The following is a 16727-nucleotide window of genomic DNA, read 5'->3' as shown; positions in this document are numbered from 1 at the left end:
GGGGAGGCTGGGGGAGTGGCAGGACCGAGCGGGACGAGGAGCGGGCCCATGACAGGTGAACTGCAGGACAGGACGGCCGTGGTCACCGGCGCGAGCAAGGGCATCGGCCTGGCCGTGGCCGAGGCGCTGGTGGCGGCGGGGGCCGAGGTGATCGCGGCGGCCCGGACCTCGTCGCCCGGGCTCGACGCCCTGGCGAAGGCGGGCGGCGCCCGGTGGGTCGGGGTCGATCTGACCGGGCCGGACAGCGCGGAGCGCCTGGCGGACGCGGCCGGGCGGCGCATCGACGTCCTGGTCAACAACGTGGGCGCCGCCCCGGCCCGGCCGGATGGCTTCCTGGAGGTGAGCGACGCCGAATGGCGCCGGACGTTCGAGGTCAACTTCTTCGCCACGCTCGCGGTCACCCGGGCGGTCCTGCCGCGCATGCTGGAGGCCGGCCGTGGCTCCATCGTGAACATCGGCTCGGTCAACGCCGAACTGCCGGATCCGCTGGTGGTCGACTACAGCGCGGCCAAGGCGGCGCTGGTCAACTTCTCGAAGGCCCTGTCGAAGGAGTTCGGGCCCCGGGGTGTACGCGTCAACAGCGTCAGCCCCGGGCCGGTCGAGACGGACCTGTGGCTCGGCGGCGGAGGCGTTGCCGACACCGTCTCGGCGTCCTCGGGCCTGCGCCCCGACGAGGTCATGGCACAGGCCGCGGCGGCGACCGCCAGCGGCCGCTTCTCGCGGCCGTCGGAGATCGCCGACCTGGTGGTGTTCCTGGCCGGTGACCGTGCGGCCAACATCGTCGGCAGCGACGTGCGGATCGACGGCGGCTTCGTCCCGACCTGGTGAGTCGGGCCGTACGGCCCGACTCACCAGATGCCGGGGCCCGGGACGGTGACCGGTTCAGCAGGCGCCGGCGCCCACCCCGTCGATGCGGCCGCCGAAGTCGCCGAGGTACTGGGAGCGCCAGTCGCCGTTGAAGACGTCGCGCTTCTCGGTCGGGGACCAGTTGATGAGGCAGGCGCGGGTGGAGGCGACGAAGGAGCCGACGTGGTCGTGGAGGCCCGGCGGGATGTCGCGGTAGCCGCTGCGGGCCGTCCACTCCCAGTAGTCGCCGCCGAAGCCCTCCCCGCTCCAGAAGCACACCGAGCCGTCGGGACAGGAGGGGGCGGCGGCCGCGTGTGCGGAGGCGCTCTGGGCGGGGACGACGAGTGCGGTCAGGGCGAGGGCGGCGGCGAGGGACCAGGTGCGAAGCTTCAAGTAACTCTCCGGAAGGGGGAGTTGGGGACAGCCCGGCGGAACTGCCGAGGCGCCCCCATGCTCCTGGGCGATCACACGGACACGCGGCCCCCGACCGTGTGGTCGGGGGCCTCTTCCGATGCCGGATTACGTCAGCCGACGTCCGACGGGTCCAGCCGGTAGAGCGTCGAGGTGTTGCTCTGGGTGGTGGAAGTGGAGCCGGAGGAGTTGGAGTTCGAGGTCGAGCTCCCCGTCGTGGACTTGCTGTACGCGCTCTCCTTCACCGCCGTCCCGTTCTTCTGCACCCAGCTGGTCACCTCGGAGTTGAGCGTGCTGTTGCCGCCCATTCCGCCCCCGCCGAGCTGGATGTAGTGCAGCTTGCCCGCCTTCACCAGTTCCTTCAGCTTGGCGACGGTCATCGCCTTGTCGGATCCGGTGAAGCCCCACATGGAGATCACGGGCTCCCGCGCACTCAGCTCGATCTGGGCCGCGGACTGGGAGTTGGAGACCGCGAGCAGCCAGGTGGCGCCGTCCATGTGCTTCTTCAGATACGCGATCAGGTCGCTGCTCACGCCGCCACCCATACCGCCGCCACCGCCGCCGAAGCCGCCTCGCTGACCGGCGGCGCCGCCTGCCTCACCGGTGCTGCCGGTTGTGCCCGTGCCGTTCGGTGGGGTGCCGCCGGTACCGCCGGCCGCACCGCCCGGCATCTCGCCGTTCGTGCCGCCGGGGAGACCGCCACCCTGCTGGTTGCCGCCGGGCGCCTGGCCGCTCATACCGCCGGTACCGCCGGTCGCGCCCGTACCGCCGCTCGGCGCCTCACCGTTCGTGCCGCCGGGGAAGCCGCCGCCCATCTCGCCGCCGGCCTCGGCGTTCCGGCCGCCCGGGAAGCCGCCCCGGTTGCCGCTGCCACCGCCGAAGCCACCGCTGCCCGTCGAGGGACCGGCCGTCGGGTTCGTACCGCCCATGCCACCGCCGCCCGAGCCGCCGAGCGGGTCCGCCGCCGCGTACGCCGTCGGACCGGCCAGCGCCGCGATCACCGCTGCCGCCACCGAGGCCGTGAGCAGCCGGGCCCGGTTGCCGGACCTGAAGAGGATCATGCCGACGATGCCGGCCACCGTCAGCACGCCGATCGTCGGCCACAGCCAGGTGTTCCAGCCCGAGGCGCGACGGAGGAGGACGATCGCCCAGATGCCGGTCACGCCGAAGGCGGCCGGGAGGACCCAGAGCCACCGTTTGTCGGTGCGGAACGCGTGCAGCAGCATCACGCCACCGCCGCCGCACAGCGCCGCGATGCCGGGGGCCAGCGCGGTCGTGTAGTACGGGTGCATGGTGCCCTGCGCGGTCGCGAAGATCACGTAGTGCAGCAGGGTCCAGCCGCCCCACAGGACCAGTGCCATCCGGCGGAGGTCGGTGCGCGGGGCGCGGCCGCACAGCACCAGGCCGCCGACCAGGGCGATCGCGGAGAAGGGGAGCAGCCAGGAGATCTGGCCGCCGAGGATGTCGTTGAACATCCGGCCGAGACCGGCGGAGCCGGAGAAGCCGCCGCCCCCGCCGCCCCCGCCGCCACCACCCCCGCCGCCGTTGCCCTCGCCGCCGAAGACGCGGCCGAGACCGTCGTACCCCATGATCAGGTCCCAGGCCGAGCCGTCCGTGGAGCCGCCGATGTACGGGCGGTCGGAGGCCGGGACCAGGGAGACGGCGATCGCCCACCAGAAGCTGGAGACGGCCAGCACGACCGCGGCGAGCGCGAGGTTGACGATCCGCTTCACCCAGGGGGCCTTCGACGCGTACAGGTAGAGCGCGAAGACGGCCGGGAGCGCGATCCAGCCCGCGAGCAGCTTGGTGTTGAAGGCGAGGCCGAAGCAGGCCGCCGAGCCGAGCAGCGGGAGCAGCTTCTCGTCACGGGTGGCGCGGAACGCGAGCGCCGCGCCCGCCACCATCAGGAAGACCAGGATCGTGTCGGGGTTGTTGTCGCGGTTGATCGCGACGGTGATCGGGGTGAGCGCGAGCACCAGCGCGGCGACGGTCGCCGCGCCGTGGCCCCAGATCCGCTTCACGTTCGTGTGCAGGATCCAGATCGTGGCGAGGCCGGCCGCGACCTGCGGCAGCATCATCTGCCAGGTGCCGAAGCCGAAGATCCGGCACGACAGGCTCATGACCATGGTCGCGAACGGCGGTTTGTCGACGGTCAGGAAGTTGCCCGGGTCCAGCGAGCCGAAGAACCAGGCCTTCCAGCTCTTCGTACCGGCCCAGATGGCGCCGCTGTAGAAGGTGTTCAGGCTGGAACCGGAGAGGTTCCAGGAGTAGAGCACCGCCGCCAGGATCAGGATCGCGATCAGCGCGGGCGGCGACCAGCGTGGTGCCTTGTCCGGCAGGGGAGCCGCGGGGGTGGCCGTGGGGGACGCCGTGGGCGGGCCCCAGTCGGGGGACACGGGCGTGTGGGGGACGGGATCGGTGGCAGATGTCACCATCCCACCATGCAGACGGCCGATGGGTGAGGGCTGTGCCGATCCTGGGCGCAGGCTGTGGGTGGATGAGATGTGGGTAAGAGGGCGGCCGGTGATCCTCGGATACGACCGCCCTCCGTGGCCGCTGTCTCAGTGTGTGCGGACCGACAGCCGGTAGAACCGTGTCGTCTGGGCCGCGTTCTGGTTGTCGTCGCTGACCAGGAGGACCTTGTACGCGCCCTTCGAGCGGCCCGTGACCACCATGCCCTCGATGTTGTCGAGGAGCGGGCTGGGCTGCGGCTGCTTGGCCGTGGCGCCCAGGGTCGGGCAGGTCGCGATGTCCGTGAGCAGCGTCTTCTTGACCAGGCGGACGTCGGCCTGTCCGGTGAGGTTCTTGATGCCGCTGGTGTCCGTGGCGTGCCGCGGGTCGGCCAGGAAGAGGCGGACGGTGTTGCCGACGCCGGCGGTGAAGCCGCGCTCCAGGACGAGGAGGCGGCCGTCGGGCAGCGCCTGGACCTCGGGGACGCCGAGGATCGGGTCGTCGGTGCGGTAGGCGTACTGGGCCGACAGCCTGAAGTGGTCGCCCTTGGTGCGCTGCCAGGTCTGGAAGCGGACGATCCCGGCGGTGTCGCCGGAGAGGGCGTACTCCATGGAGGCCAGCAGGGTGCGGCCACCGTTGAGGAGGGTCAGGCCCTCGAAGGTCTGGTTGGTGGTGGCCCGGCCGGCCGGGGAGACCAGCAGCGACGACGGCACGGGGAGCCGGTCGAGGATCTTGCCGTCCACCGAGTAGCGGCGGATCGACGGCTCGGTCTCGGAGGTGATGAGCCGGGTGCCGTCGCGGTCCACGACCAGACCCTCGGAGTCCAGCGCGGTGCCGTTCTCGTCGGCGAGCTGGACGACCTTCTTCGGCGCGAGCGTCTTCGCGTCGAGGTCGAAGAGGGAGGACCGGTCGGAGAGGGCGGCGAGGGAGCCGTGCCGGTCCAGGGCGAGGGCGGAGAAGTTGCCGACGAAGGTGCCGTCGAAGGTCGTCTTGTCGAGGGCGTCGGAGAAGCCGTCGATGGAGACCGAGGACGAACAGGCGTTGACCGGGGCGGACTTGGCCGAGGCGACGGCCGGCCCGGCGGCGGACAGACAGGTGGCCGCCGCCAGGCCGGCGGTGACGGTGGCGAGTACGGTTCGCAGGCGCATGGCCGTCACCGTATGGGGATCCGGTGACGGGCGGGAGGCCCGTCAATGAAAGATCGGACCGGGGTCAGCTCTCGGCCAGGTCCTTGTGAACGACCTTTGCGATGCCCTGGATCGTGGTGATCCCGTAGTTCATGGTGCTGTTGTCGTGGGTGAGCACGGACATCATGTAGTCGTGGCCGCCGCCCTTGAAGGTGCCGAGGCTGTGCACCCGCCAGCCGTGCGTGGAGCGCTGCAGCCAGCCGTTCTTGACGTGCACGGAGACCCCGGACGGGACGCCGTACGGGGTGCCCCAGCGCTGGGACGAGATGACCTGCCCCATCAGTTTCTGGATGTACGCCCGTGAGTTGTCGCTCAGGACCGTGTTCTTGGCGGTGATCATGGCGAGCAGCCGCTGCTCGTCGTGCACGTCGATCTGGGTGAGGCCCCAGTAGCCGTTGGCGCCCGGGGTGGTCTGGGTCATCCCGGCGGCCGTCAGGAACGCCTTGATCTTCGTCAGGCCCAACTGCTTCCACAGCTTGCTGGTCGCGTCGTTGTCCGACTTGGTGATCATGGCCTTGGCCAGCGACTGCTCGGTGGTCGTCAGATAGCGGTTGTGCTTCTTGGCGTCCCACAGCAGCGTGGCGAGCACCGTCACCTTCACGGTGCTGGCCGAGTCGTAGTGCGTGGTGTCGCGGAGCGTGCAAGTCGTCTTCGTGGAACGGTCGTAGAGTCCGACGGCGATGGTCCCCTTGCGGTTCGCCATCGCCGCGGTGATGTCCTTCTTCAGCTTCGCGGCCAGGCCCGCCTTCGCGGACGTGCAGCTGATGGTGGGAGCGGCTGCCGAGGCGGGTGCGGCCACCCCCGCGGTGAACGCGGCCCCGCCGACAATCGTCGCCAGCACCCTGGCGCGTCTGGATATCCGGTGAGTCATGACCGGATTGACGCGTGAGTTCGCACGAATGGTTGTACGGGCGGGGGAGGGTTTGACGAGTCGTTATCAGCCGCCGTCAGCTGTTCGGCCCACGCAGCCCCGTCCTAGCGCGCCACGCGGTAGCGGAGGTGGACGACCTTTGAGCCGAAGGTGCGGGTCTCGACGAGTTCGAGGTCCACCCGGCGCTCGCGCCGGGGAAAGAACGGAATGCCTCCGCCGACCAGCACCGGGTAGATCCTGGCCCGGTACTCGTCGATCAGGCCCAGCGCTGCCGCCTCGGCGGCGAGAGCCGCGCCGCCGATCGCGATGTCGCCCTCCTCGGGCTCTGCTCGCAACCGCTCGATCTCCTCCGCCAGGCCGCCGGAGGCCAGGCGGGCATTGCCCCGCACCGCCGAGAGCGTGGTGGAGAACACCACCTTGCAGAGCGGCTTCCAGAGCGCGGCCCACTCGAGCATCGGGCCGTCGAGCGAGGGATCCTGGTCGGCGGTCTCCCAGTACGGCATCGTCTCGTACAGCCGTCGCCCCAGCAGGTGGACGCCGACCTCTCGAATCTCGTCGGTGACGAAGCGGAAGACCTCCTCGTCGGGCGCCGTCCAGTCGAAGCCGTAGTCGGGCCCGACGACGTAGCCGTCAAGTGAGACGCCCATCGAATACGTCACGTCGAATACATCACGCTGCGCATCGGAAGTCCTCCGCGGCAGGGGTTCGACAGTACGACCGACGGACGCCGCAGGACTCGTCGCCGCTTACGGGATCCCCTCGGATCTCCAGCCCCCCTCGTCCCCAGGGCCCGGATTTGTTGCGGAGGGATGAAATCCGGTTCCGTCCGCGTTGTTGTCATGCGGAAGAGCAGGGCGAACGGAGGGCGGTCGCGTGGCAGCGCAACAGGGGGAGCGACAGGGCTGGGCGCGCAGGCTGGCAGGGTACGCCTGGCGGCACCCCAAGGACGTCGTACTCGCGCTCGGGTCCTCGCTGGCCGGCATGGCCGTACTGGCCCTCGTGCCCCTGATCACCAAGGTGATCATCGACGACGTGATCGGCGATCACAGCCGGTCCATGGGCCCCTGGGCCGCCGCCCTGATCGGCGCCGCCGTCCTCGTCTACGCGGCCACCTACGTCCGCCGTTACTACGGCGGACGGCTCGCCCTCGACGTCCAGCACGACCTGCGGACCGAGATGTACGACACCATCACCCGGCTCGACGGACGGCGGCAGGACGAGCTGTCCACCGGCCAGGTGGTCGGCCGCGCCACCAGCGACCTCCAGCTGATCCAGGGCCTGCTCTTCATGCTGCCGATGACCATCGGCAACGTCCTTCTCTTCCTGATCTCCCTCGGGATCATGGCCTGGCTGTCGCTGCCGCTCACCCTGGTCGCCCTCGCCGTCGCCCCGGCCCTGTACTGGATCGCCAGGCGCAGCCGCAGCAAGCTCCACCCCGCCACCTGGTACGCCCAGGCCCAGGCCGCCGCCGTCGCCGGCGTGGTCGACGGCGCCGTGAGCGGCGTACGCGTGGTGAAGGGCTTCGGGCAGGAGGAGCAGGAGACCGGCAAGCTCCGGGAGGTCGGGCGGAAGCTGTTCGCGGGCCGGCTGCGCACCATACGGCTGAACAGCAGGTTCACCCCGGCCCTGCAGTCCGTCCCGGCTCTCGGCCAGGTCGCCATGCTGGCCCTCGGCGGCTGGCTGGCCGTCCGCGGTCACATCACCCTCGGCACCTTCGTGGCCTTCTCCTCCTACCTCGCCCAGCTGGTCGGCCCGGTCCGGATGCTCGCCGTCGTCCTCACCGTCGGCCAGCAGGCCCGCGCCGGCACCGAACGCGTCCTGGAGCTGATCGACACCGAGCCGACCCTGCGGGAGGGGACCAGGACCCTGCCCGCCGACGCGCCCGCGACCGTCGAGTTCGACGACGTGTCCTTCGGGTACGACCATGAGCGCCCGGTCCTCAAGGGGCTGAGCTTCGAGATCCGGCCGGGCGAGACCCTCGCCGTCGTCGGCTCCTCCGGCTCCGGCAAGTCCACGGTCTCCCTGCTCCTGCCGCGCTTCTACGACGTCACCCACGGTGCCGTCCTGGTCGGCGGCCACGACGTCCGCGAGCTGACCTCCGACTCGCTGCGGGCGGCCATCGGCCTGGTTCCGGAGGACTCCTTCCTCTTCTCCGACACGGTCCGCAACAACATCGCCTACGGCCGCCCCGACGCGACCGACGAGGAGATCCAGGAAGCCGCCCGCGCCGCCCAGGCCGACCGTTTCATCACCGAGCTGCCCGAGGGCTACGGCACCAAGGTCGGCGAGCAGGGCCTCACTCTCTCCGGCGGCCAGCGCCAGCGCGTCGCCCTCGCCCGCGCCCTGCTCACCGACCCCCGGCTGCTCGTCCTCGACGACGCCACCTCGGCGGTCGACGCCCGCGTGGAGCACGAGATCCACGAGGCGCTCAAACACGTGATGCGCGGCCGCACCACCCTCCTCATCGCGCACCGCCGCTCCACCCTCAACCTCGCCGACCGCATCGCCGTACTCGACGGCGGCCGCCTCGCCGACATCGGCACCCACGAGGAACTCCAGGAGCGGTCCCCCCTCTACCGGCGGCTGCTCACCGACCCCGACGAGCTGGGCGGTGTCTCCCCGGGCCACGCCCTCCCCGCCGTCCCGCAGGAGGACACGACCGTCCGGGACGAACTGGACGCGGAGTTCGACGCCGAGCGAGGAGTGACCCCGCGCCTGTGGACCGGCGACCGTACGCCCAGGGACCTCGCCCTCGCCGGCACCCCGGCCACCCCCGAACTCCTCGCCCAGGTCGACGCGCTGCCCCCGGCCACCGACACCCCCGGCATAGACGAGGCCCGGGCCGTACGCCCCGAGGACTCCTACGGTCTGCGCCGGCTGCTGCGCGGCTTCGGGCGCCCCCTTCTCGTCAGCCTCGCCCTGGTCGCCGTGGACGCGGGCATGGGCCTGCTGCTGCCCGTGCTGATCCGGCACGGCATCGACCAGGGCGTCACCAAGACGGCGCTCGGCGCGGTCTGGGCGGCCTCGCTGCTGGGGCTGGTCGCGGTGCTCGCCCAGTGGGCGGCCCAGGTCGGCGAGACCCGGATGACCGGCCGTACCGGCGAACGCGTCCTCTACTCCCTCCGGCTGAAGATCTTCGCCCAGCTCCAGCGGCTCGGACTCGACTACTACGAGCGGGAGTTGACCGGCCGGATCATGACGCGGATGACGACCGACGTCGACGCCCTGTCGAGCTTCCTCCAGACCGGGCTGGTCACCGCCTTCGTCTCCGTCGTCACCTTCTTCGGCATCATGGTCGTCCTGCTGGTGATCGACGTCCAGCTCGCGCTGGTCGTCTTCGCCACCCTGCCCCCGCTGATCGTCGCGACCTTCTTCTTCCGCCGGGCGAGCGTGAAGGCGTACGAACTCGCCCGTGAGCGGGTGTCGGTGGTCAACGCCGACCTCCAGGAGTCCGTGTCGGGCCTGCGGATCGTGCAGGCCTTCCGGCGCGAGCGGGACAGCGGCCGCCGTTTCACCGAGCGCAGCGAGAGCTACCGCAAGGCCCGCATCCGCGGCCAGTGGCTGATATCGGTCTACTTTCCGTTCGTCCAGCTGCTGTCGTCGGTGGCCGCGGCGAGTGTGCTGGTGGCGGGCGCCCACCGGGTGGAGGCGGCGACGCTCACCACCGGTGCGCTGGTCGCCTACCTCCTCTACATCGACCTGTTCTTCGCGCCCGTCCAGCAGCTCTCCCAGGTCTTCGACGGCTACCAGCAGGCGACCGTCTCCCTCGGCCGTATCCAGGAACTGCTCCGCGAGCAGACGTCGACGCGGGCGGCGGACCAGCCGCTGGAGGTGCCCGAACTCCGGGGCGAGATCGTCTTCGAGGACGTGCACTTCGCGTACGGCGCCGCCGAAGACGGCGACGCGGCCCTGAGCGGCATCGACCTGACCATCCCCGCCGGGCAGACGGTCGCCTTCGTCGGCGAGACCGGCGCCGGCAAGTCGACGCTGGTCAAGCTGGTCGCACGGTTCTACGACCCGACGGGCGGCCGGGTGACGGTCGACGGCACGGATCTGCGCACCCTGGACCTCACCTCGTACCGCCATCGCCTCGGGGTCGTTCCGCAGGAGGCGTACCTCTTCCAGGGGACCGTCCGGGACGCCATCGCCTACGGCCGCCCGGACGCGACCGACGCCGAGGTGGAGGCGGCGGCCCGTGCGGTCGGCGCCCACGAGATGATCGCCACCCTCGAGGGCGGCTACCTCCACGAGGTGGCCGAGCGCGGCCGCAACCTCTCGGCGGGCCAGCGCCAGCTGATCGCCCTGGCCCGCGCGGAACTCGTCGACCCCGACGTCCTCCTCCTCGACGAGGCGACGGCGGCCCTGGACCTGGCGACGGAGGCCCAGGTCAACCTGGCGACGGACCGGCTGGCGGGCCGTCGTACGACGCTCGTGGTCGCCCACCGGCTGACCACCGCCGCCCGCGCCGACCGGGTGGTGGTCATGGACCACGGCCGGGTCGCCGAGGACGGCACCCACGACGAACTCCTCGCCCGCGACGGCCGTTACGCCGACCTGTGGCGCACCTTCATCGGCCAGGCAGAGGAGCCGGAGGAACCGGTGGGCGCGACCCGCTGACCGCTCTTGTGGCACGCCTGCTCCTGGATTCCGGCTCGAAGCGGGCACGCGGCCGATCAACACATCGCAGGGGGGCGGACTCGCGTTCCTGACGGACGTGCAACCATCCGACATATGTCGGGCGTCCGTACATCAGTACGGTCATGGCTGGTGCGCGGTTGCGGTACGGGAGGGGACGACTGTGGACAGAGGTGTCATACGCCGGGGGCTCGCGCTCGGCGCGGCCGTGCTGGCCGCCTCCGGGGCGCTCGCCCTCGTGGCACCGGCCGAGGCCCAGGCCGTGACGGCGGCCGACTGCGCCGGACGCGAGGTGCGGACCCTGCCCTTCGCCACCGGCACCGTGCACATCTACCGGCAGGGCGGTTACGTCTGCGCGATCACGCTCCCCAAGGAGTCCGGCGGCAAGCGCGTGATGTCCGTCAGCGTCCAGGCCCGCGGCAACCGTCCGGTCGTCGACAAGGGCAAGTACAGGTACCACGCGGGCCCGGTGACCGTGCACGCCGGGCATCGGTGCGTGTGGGTGAAGGGTGCGGTCGGCCGGAGCTCGGCGAGTTCCGGCTGGATTCTGTGCTGAACGCCCTTACGTCCGCTCAATCCCCCTTGGTGTGACGGCAGTTGCTCCGATAGCTTCCGGCGCACATCTGTCACACAGATTCCAGGGGAGTGCGCATGCGCAAGGCGCTCGGATGGCTGCTGGCGCTCACGGTGCTCATAGGCACGTTGAGCACGGCGAGGGCGGCCACCGCCGCCGAGCCGACGGCCACCGACATCAAGGACCAGCTGCTGGCGATACCGGGCATGAGCCTGATCCAGGAGAAGCCGTACGCCGGGTACCGCTACTTCGTCCTGAACTACGCCCAGCCGGTCGACCACCGCCACCCGGACCGCGGCACCTTCCAGCAGCGGATCACCGTGCTGCACAAGGACGTCAGCCGGCCGACGGTCTTCTACACCGGCGGCTACAACGTCTCCACGGCACCGAGCCGCCGCGAGCCGACCCAGATCGTGGACGGCAACCAGGTCTCCATGGAGTACCGCTTCTTCAGCCCGTCCCGTCCCGTCCCGGCCGACTGGTCCAAACTGGACATCTGGCAGGGTATCTGGAAGGCCGCGACGCCGACACGGCGGCCGAGGTCCTGACCCGCCACCTCACGTTGACCGCGGCCGCACTCACCGGCGGCGCCGACGCCGAGCCCGCACAGGACAGCTGACCGGCAGCACCCGCCGGGCCCTCACCCTTGCCGGTATGGAGCGTTCACACGTGGCGGGCGCAGCCCACCGGCCGTTCGCCGCCGAGCTGGACGTACAGGGCCGTCGACGCCGGGCACCGGGCCCGCGCGGTCACCGCCCGCACCACCTTGTACTGCGGTTTCCGCTTCCCCGAGCCGTCACAGGCGGTCTCCCGGACCTGGCCGTGGCCCGAGCCGTAGACACAGTCGCCGACGATCGTGCGCGGTCCGCCGCCCCCGCCGGGGTCCCCGGGGTGCGGCGGCTCCAGGTTGCGCATACAGGCATAGCCCTGCGGGATCGTTCCGTCACCGCCCTCGTCGCCGCTGGTGCGCTGGGCGCCGATGTGCAGCACGAAGTCGGTGGTGGCCGGGCACGCCGGTCCGGCGGCGATGCCGCCGTCGTACCGGGCGACGACCCGGGCCGCCGCCCGTTCGCTCGTGCAGGGCACCTCGGTGAAACTGGCGGTCCCGAACGAGCTGCACTCGCCGACCGCGAGAAACCGCGCACCGTACCCGGACACCGTCTGGCTCGCCGTCGACCGCGCGCTGCCCGCCGGCTCCCCTGGCGAGGACGGCCGGCACCCTGACGACAGCAGGGCGACGGCGAGCGTCACCAGCACCCCCGAAAGACGTCTGCTCCTCATACCCACCCCCTGCCAGCGTGGCCCGTGACCACGGCCCACGCCAGCTGTGCGGGAGGCTTTCCGCCTGTTGGGGGTATTACGCCCGATCCATTACGTACGTCTCATACGTCAGCCCATGGCCGATCGGGTACAGCACCTGCGCCGGATCGTCCGCCCGCTGCACCGGCACCGGCAGCCTGCCGCGCGGCGCGACCCGCCCGGCGATCACCCGCGCCGCGGCCCGCAGTTCGACGTCCGTCCAGGAGTAGGACGCCAGACAGGCCTTCACGGTGGGCAGTTGGGCGATGTCGTACGGATTGCGCACGGCCACCGCCACCACCGGCCGGCCGGTCGCCACGAGCTGCTCCACCAGCCGCTGCTGTCCGCTGCCCGCCGTCACGTTGTACGTCCCGACCACCACCGCGTCCACCCCCTGCGCCGCCGCGACCGCCTTGTCGATCGTCGCCGCGGAGGGTGCCGTACCGGTGGACAACGCGCTCGCGGCGAAGCCGAGTTCGGTGAGGGCGGAGGCGAGCACGCCGGTGGGCGGGCCCGTCGTACCGGACGGGGAGGCCGGGTCGGCGCCCACCACCAGCACCTTGCCGTGCGTGCGGCGGGACAGCGGGAGCAGCCCGCCCTCGTTGACCAGCAGGGTGGTGGTGCGCTCGGCGATCCGGTCGGCGGTGGCGAGGTGCCGGGCCGTGCCCACCACCCGGCCGACCTCCTTGGCGTTGACGTACGGCCGGTCGAGCAGCCCCAGCCGGGACTTCAGCCGCAGGATCCGCACGATCGACTCGTCAAGGCGCGCCTCGGTCAGCTCCCCGTTCTGTACGGCCTTCAGGACGGCGTTCCAGGCCACGTCCAGGGTGGGCGGGTTGAGGAGCTGGTCGACGCCGGCCTTCAGGGCGAGCACGGGCACGCGGTCGTCGCCGTACTTGGTGCGCACGCCCTCCATCCCCAGCGAGTCGGTCACCACGACCCCGTCGTAGCCGAGTTCGCCGCGCAGGATGCCGGTGAGGACGGGGTGGGAGAGGGTGGCCGGGTCGCCGGAGCCGTCCAGCGCCGGGAACTGGATGTGCGCGGTCATGATCGAGTCGATGCCCGTCTTGACCGCCGCCCGGAACGGGACCGCGTCCAGCTTCTCCCACAGCTCCCGGCTGTGCGTGATGACCGGGAAGCCGAAGTGGCTGTCCACGGAGGTGTCGCCGTGCCCCGGGAAGTGCTTGGCGGTGGCCGCGACCCCGGCGTCCTGGTAGCCCTGCACCTCGGCGGCGACAAGCGCGCCGACCGCGTCCGGGTCGGCACCGAAGGACCGTACGCCGATGATGGGGTTGGCCGGGTTCACGTTGACGTCGGCGTCGGGGGAGTAGTCCTGACGGACGCCCATCGCCCGCAACTCCGCGCCGGAGACCCGGCCGAGGGTACGGGCGTCGGCGCGTGAGCCGCCCGCTCCCATGGCCATCGCACCCGGGAAGAGCGCGGCGGGCCTGCCGATCCGGCAGACGGCGCCGTGCTCCTGGTCGGTGGCGACGAGGACGGGGAGGCCGCGCGGCTGCTCCAGCGAGGCCCGCTGGATCCCGTTGGACAGTTCGGCGATCTGCCGCGGATCCCGGGTGTTGTGCGCCCAGGTGAAGTAGATGATCCCGCCGACGCGGTACCGGGCGATCAGCTCGGCGGCGGTACGGACGCCGATCTCCTTGAGGTTGGCGTCGATGTCGGCCTGGTCGGGGGTGGTGGCGGAGTGGCCGTAGACCCGCATCACGAACAGCTGGCCGACCTTCTCCTCAAGGCTCATACGGGAGATGAGGGAGCGGAGCTTCGCGTCGTCGGAGCTCTTGTCGTCGGAGCCGAAGGCGTACGCGCTGTGGCCGACGGTCAGTCCCGCGGTGACGCCCGCGGTCGCGGCGAGGACGGTGCGTCTGGAGGGCACGTGCGCTCCTTCCGGTGGAGAACCGGCTGAAGGAAACTTCCGTAGGCACACCAATATTCGGGAAGTTTCTTTCCGTCAAGGGAATGCACAGGGCCTGCCCGGTGCGTCAGCCTGAAGGACAGGAACGGCACCCGTTCGGCGGACGTGAGCGGGGTGTGGTGCGTACGGCTGCAAGGCGGAGGAGGCGTGGACATCAGCCTCCCCCACGCTCGAACAAGCTCGCGCGGGGGCACCCCCATCGCGGCGGGCGACGCGGTGGGGGCACCCCCGGCCGAAGACTGGGGGACGTCGGCGAGTGACGACAACGCGGCTGGGGGTCCCCCCTCTGGGGGAGCGCGTGCCACACCCCGCGTCTTCGGGCTGACGCACCGCAGGCCCCGACCAGAAAGGGGCCGCCATCGGCGCATTGGAGGGGGGCACGTCGATGGCGGCGGGCCGGCGGCCGTGGTGCGGCGGAGAGGGTGGGTCAGCGATCGCAGCCAGCAGCGAGGGCCGACACCGCACCACGGAGACTCTTCCGACAGCCTGAGGGTTGGACGGACGGGGCGGAGGCCGGGTTCCCGACTTCGGGAAGTCGGGAGCGGAGGGATTGAAGGTACGTCAGTGAAGCGCCCTGGAAGGGGCGCGGGGCTGTGTCGACATGCGGCATCGCCGCGGACCGGACGACCGTCCGCGGCACTGGGCGGCTCCACGGCCTCACCGTCAACATGCGGGACATCTCCGACACCATGCCCACCCTCGCGGCGATCGCCCCGTTCGCGGACGGTCCCGTGCGGATCGAGGACGTGGCCAACACCCGGGTGAAGGAGTGCGACCTGCTCGACGCCTGCGCGGAGAACCTGCGCCGGCTGGGCGTCGAGGTCGCCACCGGCGAGGACTGGATCGAGATCCGGCCCGGCACTCCGGCCCCGGCCGAGATCAGGACCTTCGGCGACCACCGCATCGTCATGTCCCTCGCGGTGACCGGCCTGCGCATGCCGGGGATCTCCTTCGACGACCCCGGGTGCGTGAAGAAGACGTTCCCTGGCTTCCACGAGGCGTTCGGGGAGCTGGCCGCAGGGTGGGGAATTCCGTTCGACGGCGCGTGATCGGGTAGGCGAGACTCCGGGTGTGACCTATAGCTTGCAAGGACCGGTACTGGCGGGCGAGTTGGTGCGCCTGGAACCCCTGGAGCACCGGCACGCGGACGATCTGGCGGTGGCGGCGGAGGAGGACCGGGGGAGCTACGCGTTCACGTGGGTCCCCCGGGCCGAGGAGGTCGACGTCTACGTCGACGCCCAGCTCGCTCGCGCGGCGACGGGTCGGCTCGCGCCGTACGCGCAGGTGTCCCTGGCGACCGGGCGGGCCGTGGGTGTGACGGCGTTCTGGGATCCCCGGTGCTGGCTCGCCGAGGACCAACTGGACGCGGTGGAGATCGGGTTCACCTGGCTGGCCGCCTCCGCGCAGGGCACCGGGGTGAACGCGGAAGCCAAGTACCTCCTCCTCCGGCACGCCTTCGACAGCTGGGGTGTCTCCCGCGTCGACCTCAAGACCGACGCCCGTAACGAGCGCTCCCGTGCCGCCGTCGCCGCTGTCGGCGCCCGCTTCGAGGGCGTCCTGCGCAACTGGTCCCGCTCCTGGGTGCCGGGCGAGGACGGCCGGCTCCGCGACTCCGCGATCTTCTCCGTCACGGCGGCGGAGTGGCCGCAGTGCCGTAAGCGACTGGAAGACCGGGTGGCGAGGTTCACCGCCCCACGCTGAGCCGACGAACCGTGCTCACGCCGACTCGTTGAGCAGCCGTGCCAGGTGCTCCCGGCCCGCCGTCAGCAGGCCGGGCAGCGGGGCCGCCGCCTCGTACCAGCGCTTCTCGTACTCCCAGCACAGCCAGCCGTCCCAGCCGTGCCGGGAGAGCACCTCCACGCAGTCGGAGAGCGGCAGTATCCCGGCGCCGAGCGGCAGCGGTGTGGTGTCCTCGGCCGAGGCGATGTCCTTGACCTGGACATAGCCGAGGTGCGGGGCGAGGGCCGCGTAGGTCTCCGCGGGCTGCTCGCCGCCCAGCCAGGTGTGCATGACGTCCCAGACGGATCCGACCATGCGGTGGCCGACCGGACCGAGCACGCGGATCGCGTCGGCGCCGGTGCGGTGCGAGTCGTGTGTCTCCAGCAGGACCCGGACACCGAGCGCGGAGGCGTCCTCGGCGACCGTGCCGAGCCGCCGCGCGGCGATCGCGTCGGACTCGGCGGTGGGCAGTGCCGGATCGGCGCCGGGGAAGACCCGGACGAAGGGGGCGCCCAAGTCGTGGGCCAGCTGGAGGAGTTGGCGCACCTCGTCGAGGACCGGGGCGTCCTCGCCGGGGGCCGCGACGCGCGCGTACCCGGCGACGCCCAGGACCTCCACCCCGGCCGCCTTGAACTCGGCGGCCACGTCCGCCCGCGCGGCCGGGCCGAGGCCGGGATGCACCGGTTCCTCCGGATGGGCGCGCAGCTCGACGCCGTGATAGCCGTGGGCGGTGGCGAGCGCCAGCACGTCCGACACCGGCAGACCGGGAACCCCGAGGGTGGAGAAGGCGAACCTCATGCTCAC

At 71.5% G+C, this 16727-nt stretch carries 12 protein-coding genes and 2 pseudogenes; 6 read left to right on the top strand and 8 right to left on the bottom strand.

All coding sequences use genetic code 11. The annotated features are described in order from the left end of the window. Window positions 1-48 precede the first annotated feature (48 nt). Window positions 49-828, top strand: a complete 780-nt coding sequence (locus ABTY98_RS11885; protein ID WP_352220729.1) for an SDR family NAD(P)-dependent oxidoreductase — start codon at window positions 49-51, stop codon at window positions 826-828. A 54-nt stretch (window positions 829-882) separates the two neighbouring features. Here the strand turns inward: ABTY98_RS11885 and ABTY98_RS11880 are convergent, their stop codons facing one another. From ABTY98_RS11880 to ABTY98_RS11860, 5 genes are all read right to left on the bottom strand, one after another. Beyond that, the gene (locus ABTY98_RS11880; RefSeq protein WP_352220728.1) at window positions 883-1239 is read right to left on the bottom strand and encodes a peptidase inhibitor family I36 protein; all 357 of its coding nucleotides are present in this window, start codon (window positions 1237-1239) and stop codon (window positions 883-885) included. A 131-nt stretch (window positions 1240-1370) separates the two neighbouring features. Beyond that, a complete protein-coding gene (locus ABTY98_RS11875; RefSeq protein WP_352220784.1) occupies window positions 1371-3689 on the bottom strand; it encodes an ArnT family glycosyltransferase in 2319 nt (772 codons plus the stop codon). 129 nt (window positions 3690-3818) lie between these two features. Continuing rightward, on the bottom strand, window positions 3819-4856 hold the full coding sequence (locus tag ABTY98_RS11870; protein ID WP_352220727.1) for an esterase-like activity of phytase family protein: 1038 nt from the start codon (window positions 4854-4856) through the stop codon (window positions 3819-3821). A gap of 64 nt (window positions 4857-4920) precedes the next feature. Beyond that, window positions 4921-5766 carry a serine hydrolase gene (locus ABTY98_RS11865; protein WP_352220726.1) on the bottom strand — a complete coding sequence of 282 codons (846 nt, stop codon included), beginning with the start codon at window positions 5764-5766 and terminating at the stop codon, window positions 4921-4923. Between the two features lie 104 nt (window positions 5767-5870). Continuing rightward, entirely contained in the window at window positions 5871-6413 is a 543-nt protein-coding gene (locus ABTY98_RS11860) for a dihydrofolate reductase family protein (RefSeq protein ID WP_352220783.1), read from the bottom strand. A 226-nt stretch (window positions 6414-6639) separates the two neighbouring features. Here ABTY98_RS11860 and ABTY98_RS11855 point away from each other — a divergent pair, with 226 nt between their 5' ends. The 3 genes and pseudogenes from ABTY98_RS11855 to ABTY98_RS11845 all read left to right on the top strand — a co-directional run. Next, the gene (locus ABTY98_RS11855) at window positions 6640-10383 is read left to right on the top strand and encodes an ABC transporter ATP-binding protein (protein ID WP_352220725.1); all 3744 of its coding nucleotides are present in this window, start codon (window positions 6640-6642) and stop codon (window positions 10381-10383) included. A 181-nt stretch (window positions 10384-10564) separates the two neighbouring features. Further along, window positions 10565-10957 carry a hypothetical protein gene (locus ABTY98_RS11850; protein ID WP_352220724.1) on the top strand — a complete coding sequence of 131 codons (393 nt, stop codon included), beginning with the start codon at window positions 10565-10567 and terminating at the stop codon, window positions 10955-10957. A gap of 95 nt (window positions 10958-11052) precedes the next feature. Continuing rightward, window positions 11053-11478: pseudogene (locus tag ABTY98_RS11845) on the top strand (aminopeptidase); the annotation flags it as partial. Between the two features lie 160 nt (window positions 11479-11638). Here ABTY98_RS11845 and ABTY98_RS11840 read toward each other — a convergent pair. Further along, window positions 11639-12256, bottom strand: a complete 618-nt coding sequence (locus ABTY98_RS11840; RefSeq protein ID WP_352220723.1) for a hypothetical protein — start codon at window positions 12254-12256, stop codon at window positions 11639-11641. Between the two features lie 76 nt (window positions 12257-12332). Beyond that, window positions 12333-14165 (bottom strand): glycoside hydrolase family 3 protein, encoded by a 1833-nt coding sequence (locus tag ABTY98_RS11835; protein WP_352220722.1) that lies wholly within the window; start codon window positions 14163-14165, stop codon window positions 12333-12335. Between the two features lie 647 nt (window positions 14166-14812). Between ABTY98_RS11835 and ABTY98_RS11830 the strand changes: the two are divergent. Next, window positions 14813-15253, top strand: a pseudogene (locus ABTY98_RS11830) (carboxyvinyltransferase); the annotation flags it as partial. A gap of 22 nt (window positions 15254-15275) precedes the next feature. Continuing rightward, complete coding sequence (locus ABTY98_RS11825; protein WP_352220721.1) at window positions 15276-15905, top strand: GNAT family N-acetyltransferase; 630 nt, start codon at window positions 15276-15278, stop codon at window positions 15903-15905. Window positions 15906-15920: 15 nt separating this feature from the next. On the opposite strand, the gene ABTY98_RS11820 is transcribed toward ABTY98_RS11825, so the two are convergent. Beyond that, a complete protein-coding gene (locus ABTY98_RS11820) occupies window positions 15921-16721 on the bottom strand; it encodes a sugar phosphate isomerase/epimerase family protein (RefSeq protein WP_352220720.1) in 801 nt (266 codons plus the stop codon). Between the last annotated feature and the right edge of the window lie 6 nt (window positions 16722-16727).

The organism is Streptomyces sp. NPDC096040 (genome assembly GCF_040303265.1).
In the GTDB taxonomy this organism is placed as follows: Bacteria; Actinomycetota; Actinomycetes; order Streptomycetales; family Streptomycetaceae; genus Streptomyces.
This window is presented reverse-complemented; position numbering and strand designations above follow the sequence as displayed.

Coding starts and splice junctions, on each gene's coding strand:
- ABTY98_RS11865 (WP_352220726.1), bottom strand. CDS start 5,766: ATGACTCACCGGATATCCAGACGCGCCAGGGTGCTGGCGACGATTGTC.
- ABTY98_RS11840 (WP_352220723.1), bottom strand. CDS start 12,256: ATGAGGAGCAGACGTCTTTCGGGGGTGCTGGTGACGCTCGCCGTCGCC.
- ABTY98_RS11820 (WP_352220720.1), bottom strand. CDS start 16,721: ATGAGGTTCGCCTTCTCCACCCTCGGGGTTCCCGGTCTGCCGGTGTCG.
- ABTY98_RS11885 (WP_352220729.1), top strand. CDS start 49: ATGACAGGTGAACTGCAGGACAGGACGGCCGTGGTCACCGGCGCGAGC.
- ABTY98_RS11860 (WP_352220783.1), bottom strand. CDS start 6,413: ATGGGCGTCTCACTTGACGGCTACGTCGTCGGGCCCGACTACGGCTTC.
- ABTY98_RS11870 (WP_352220727.1), bottom strand. CDS start 4,856: ATGCGCCTGCGAACCGTACTCGCCACCGTCACCGCCGGCCTGGCGGCG.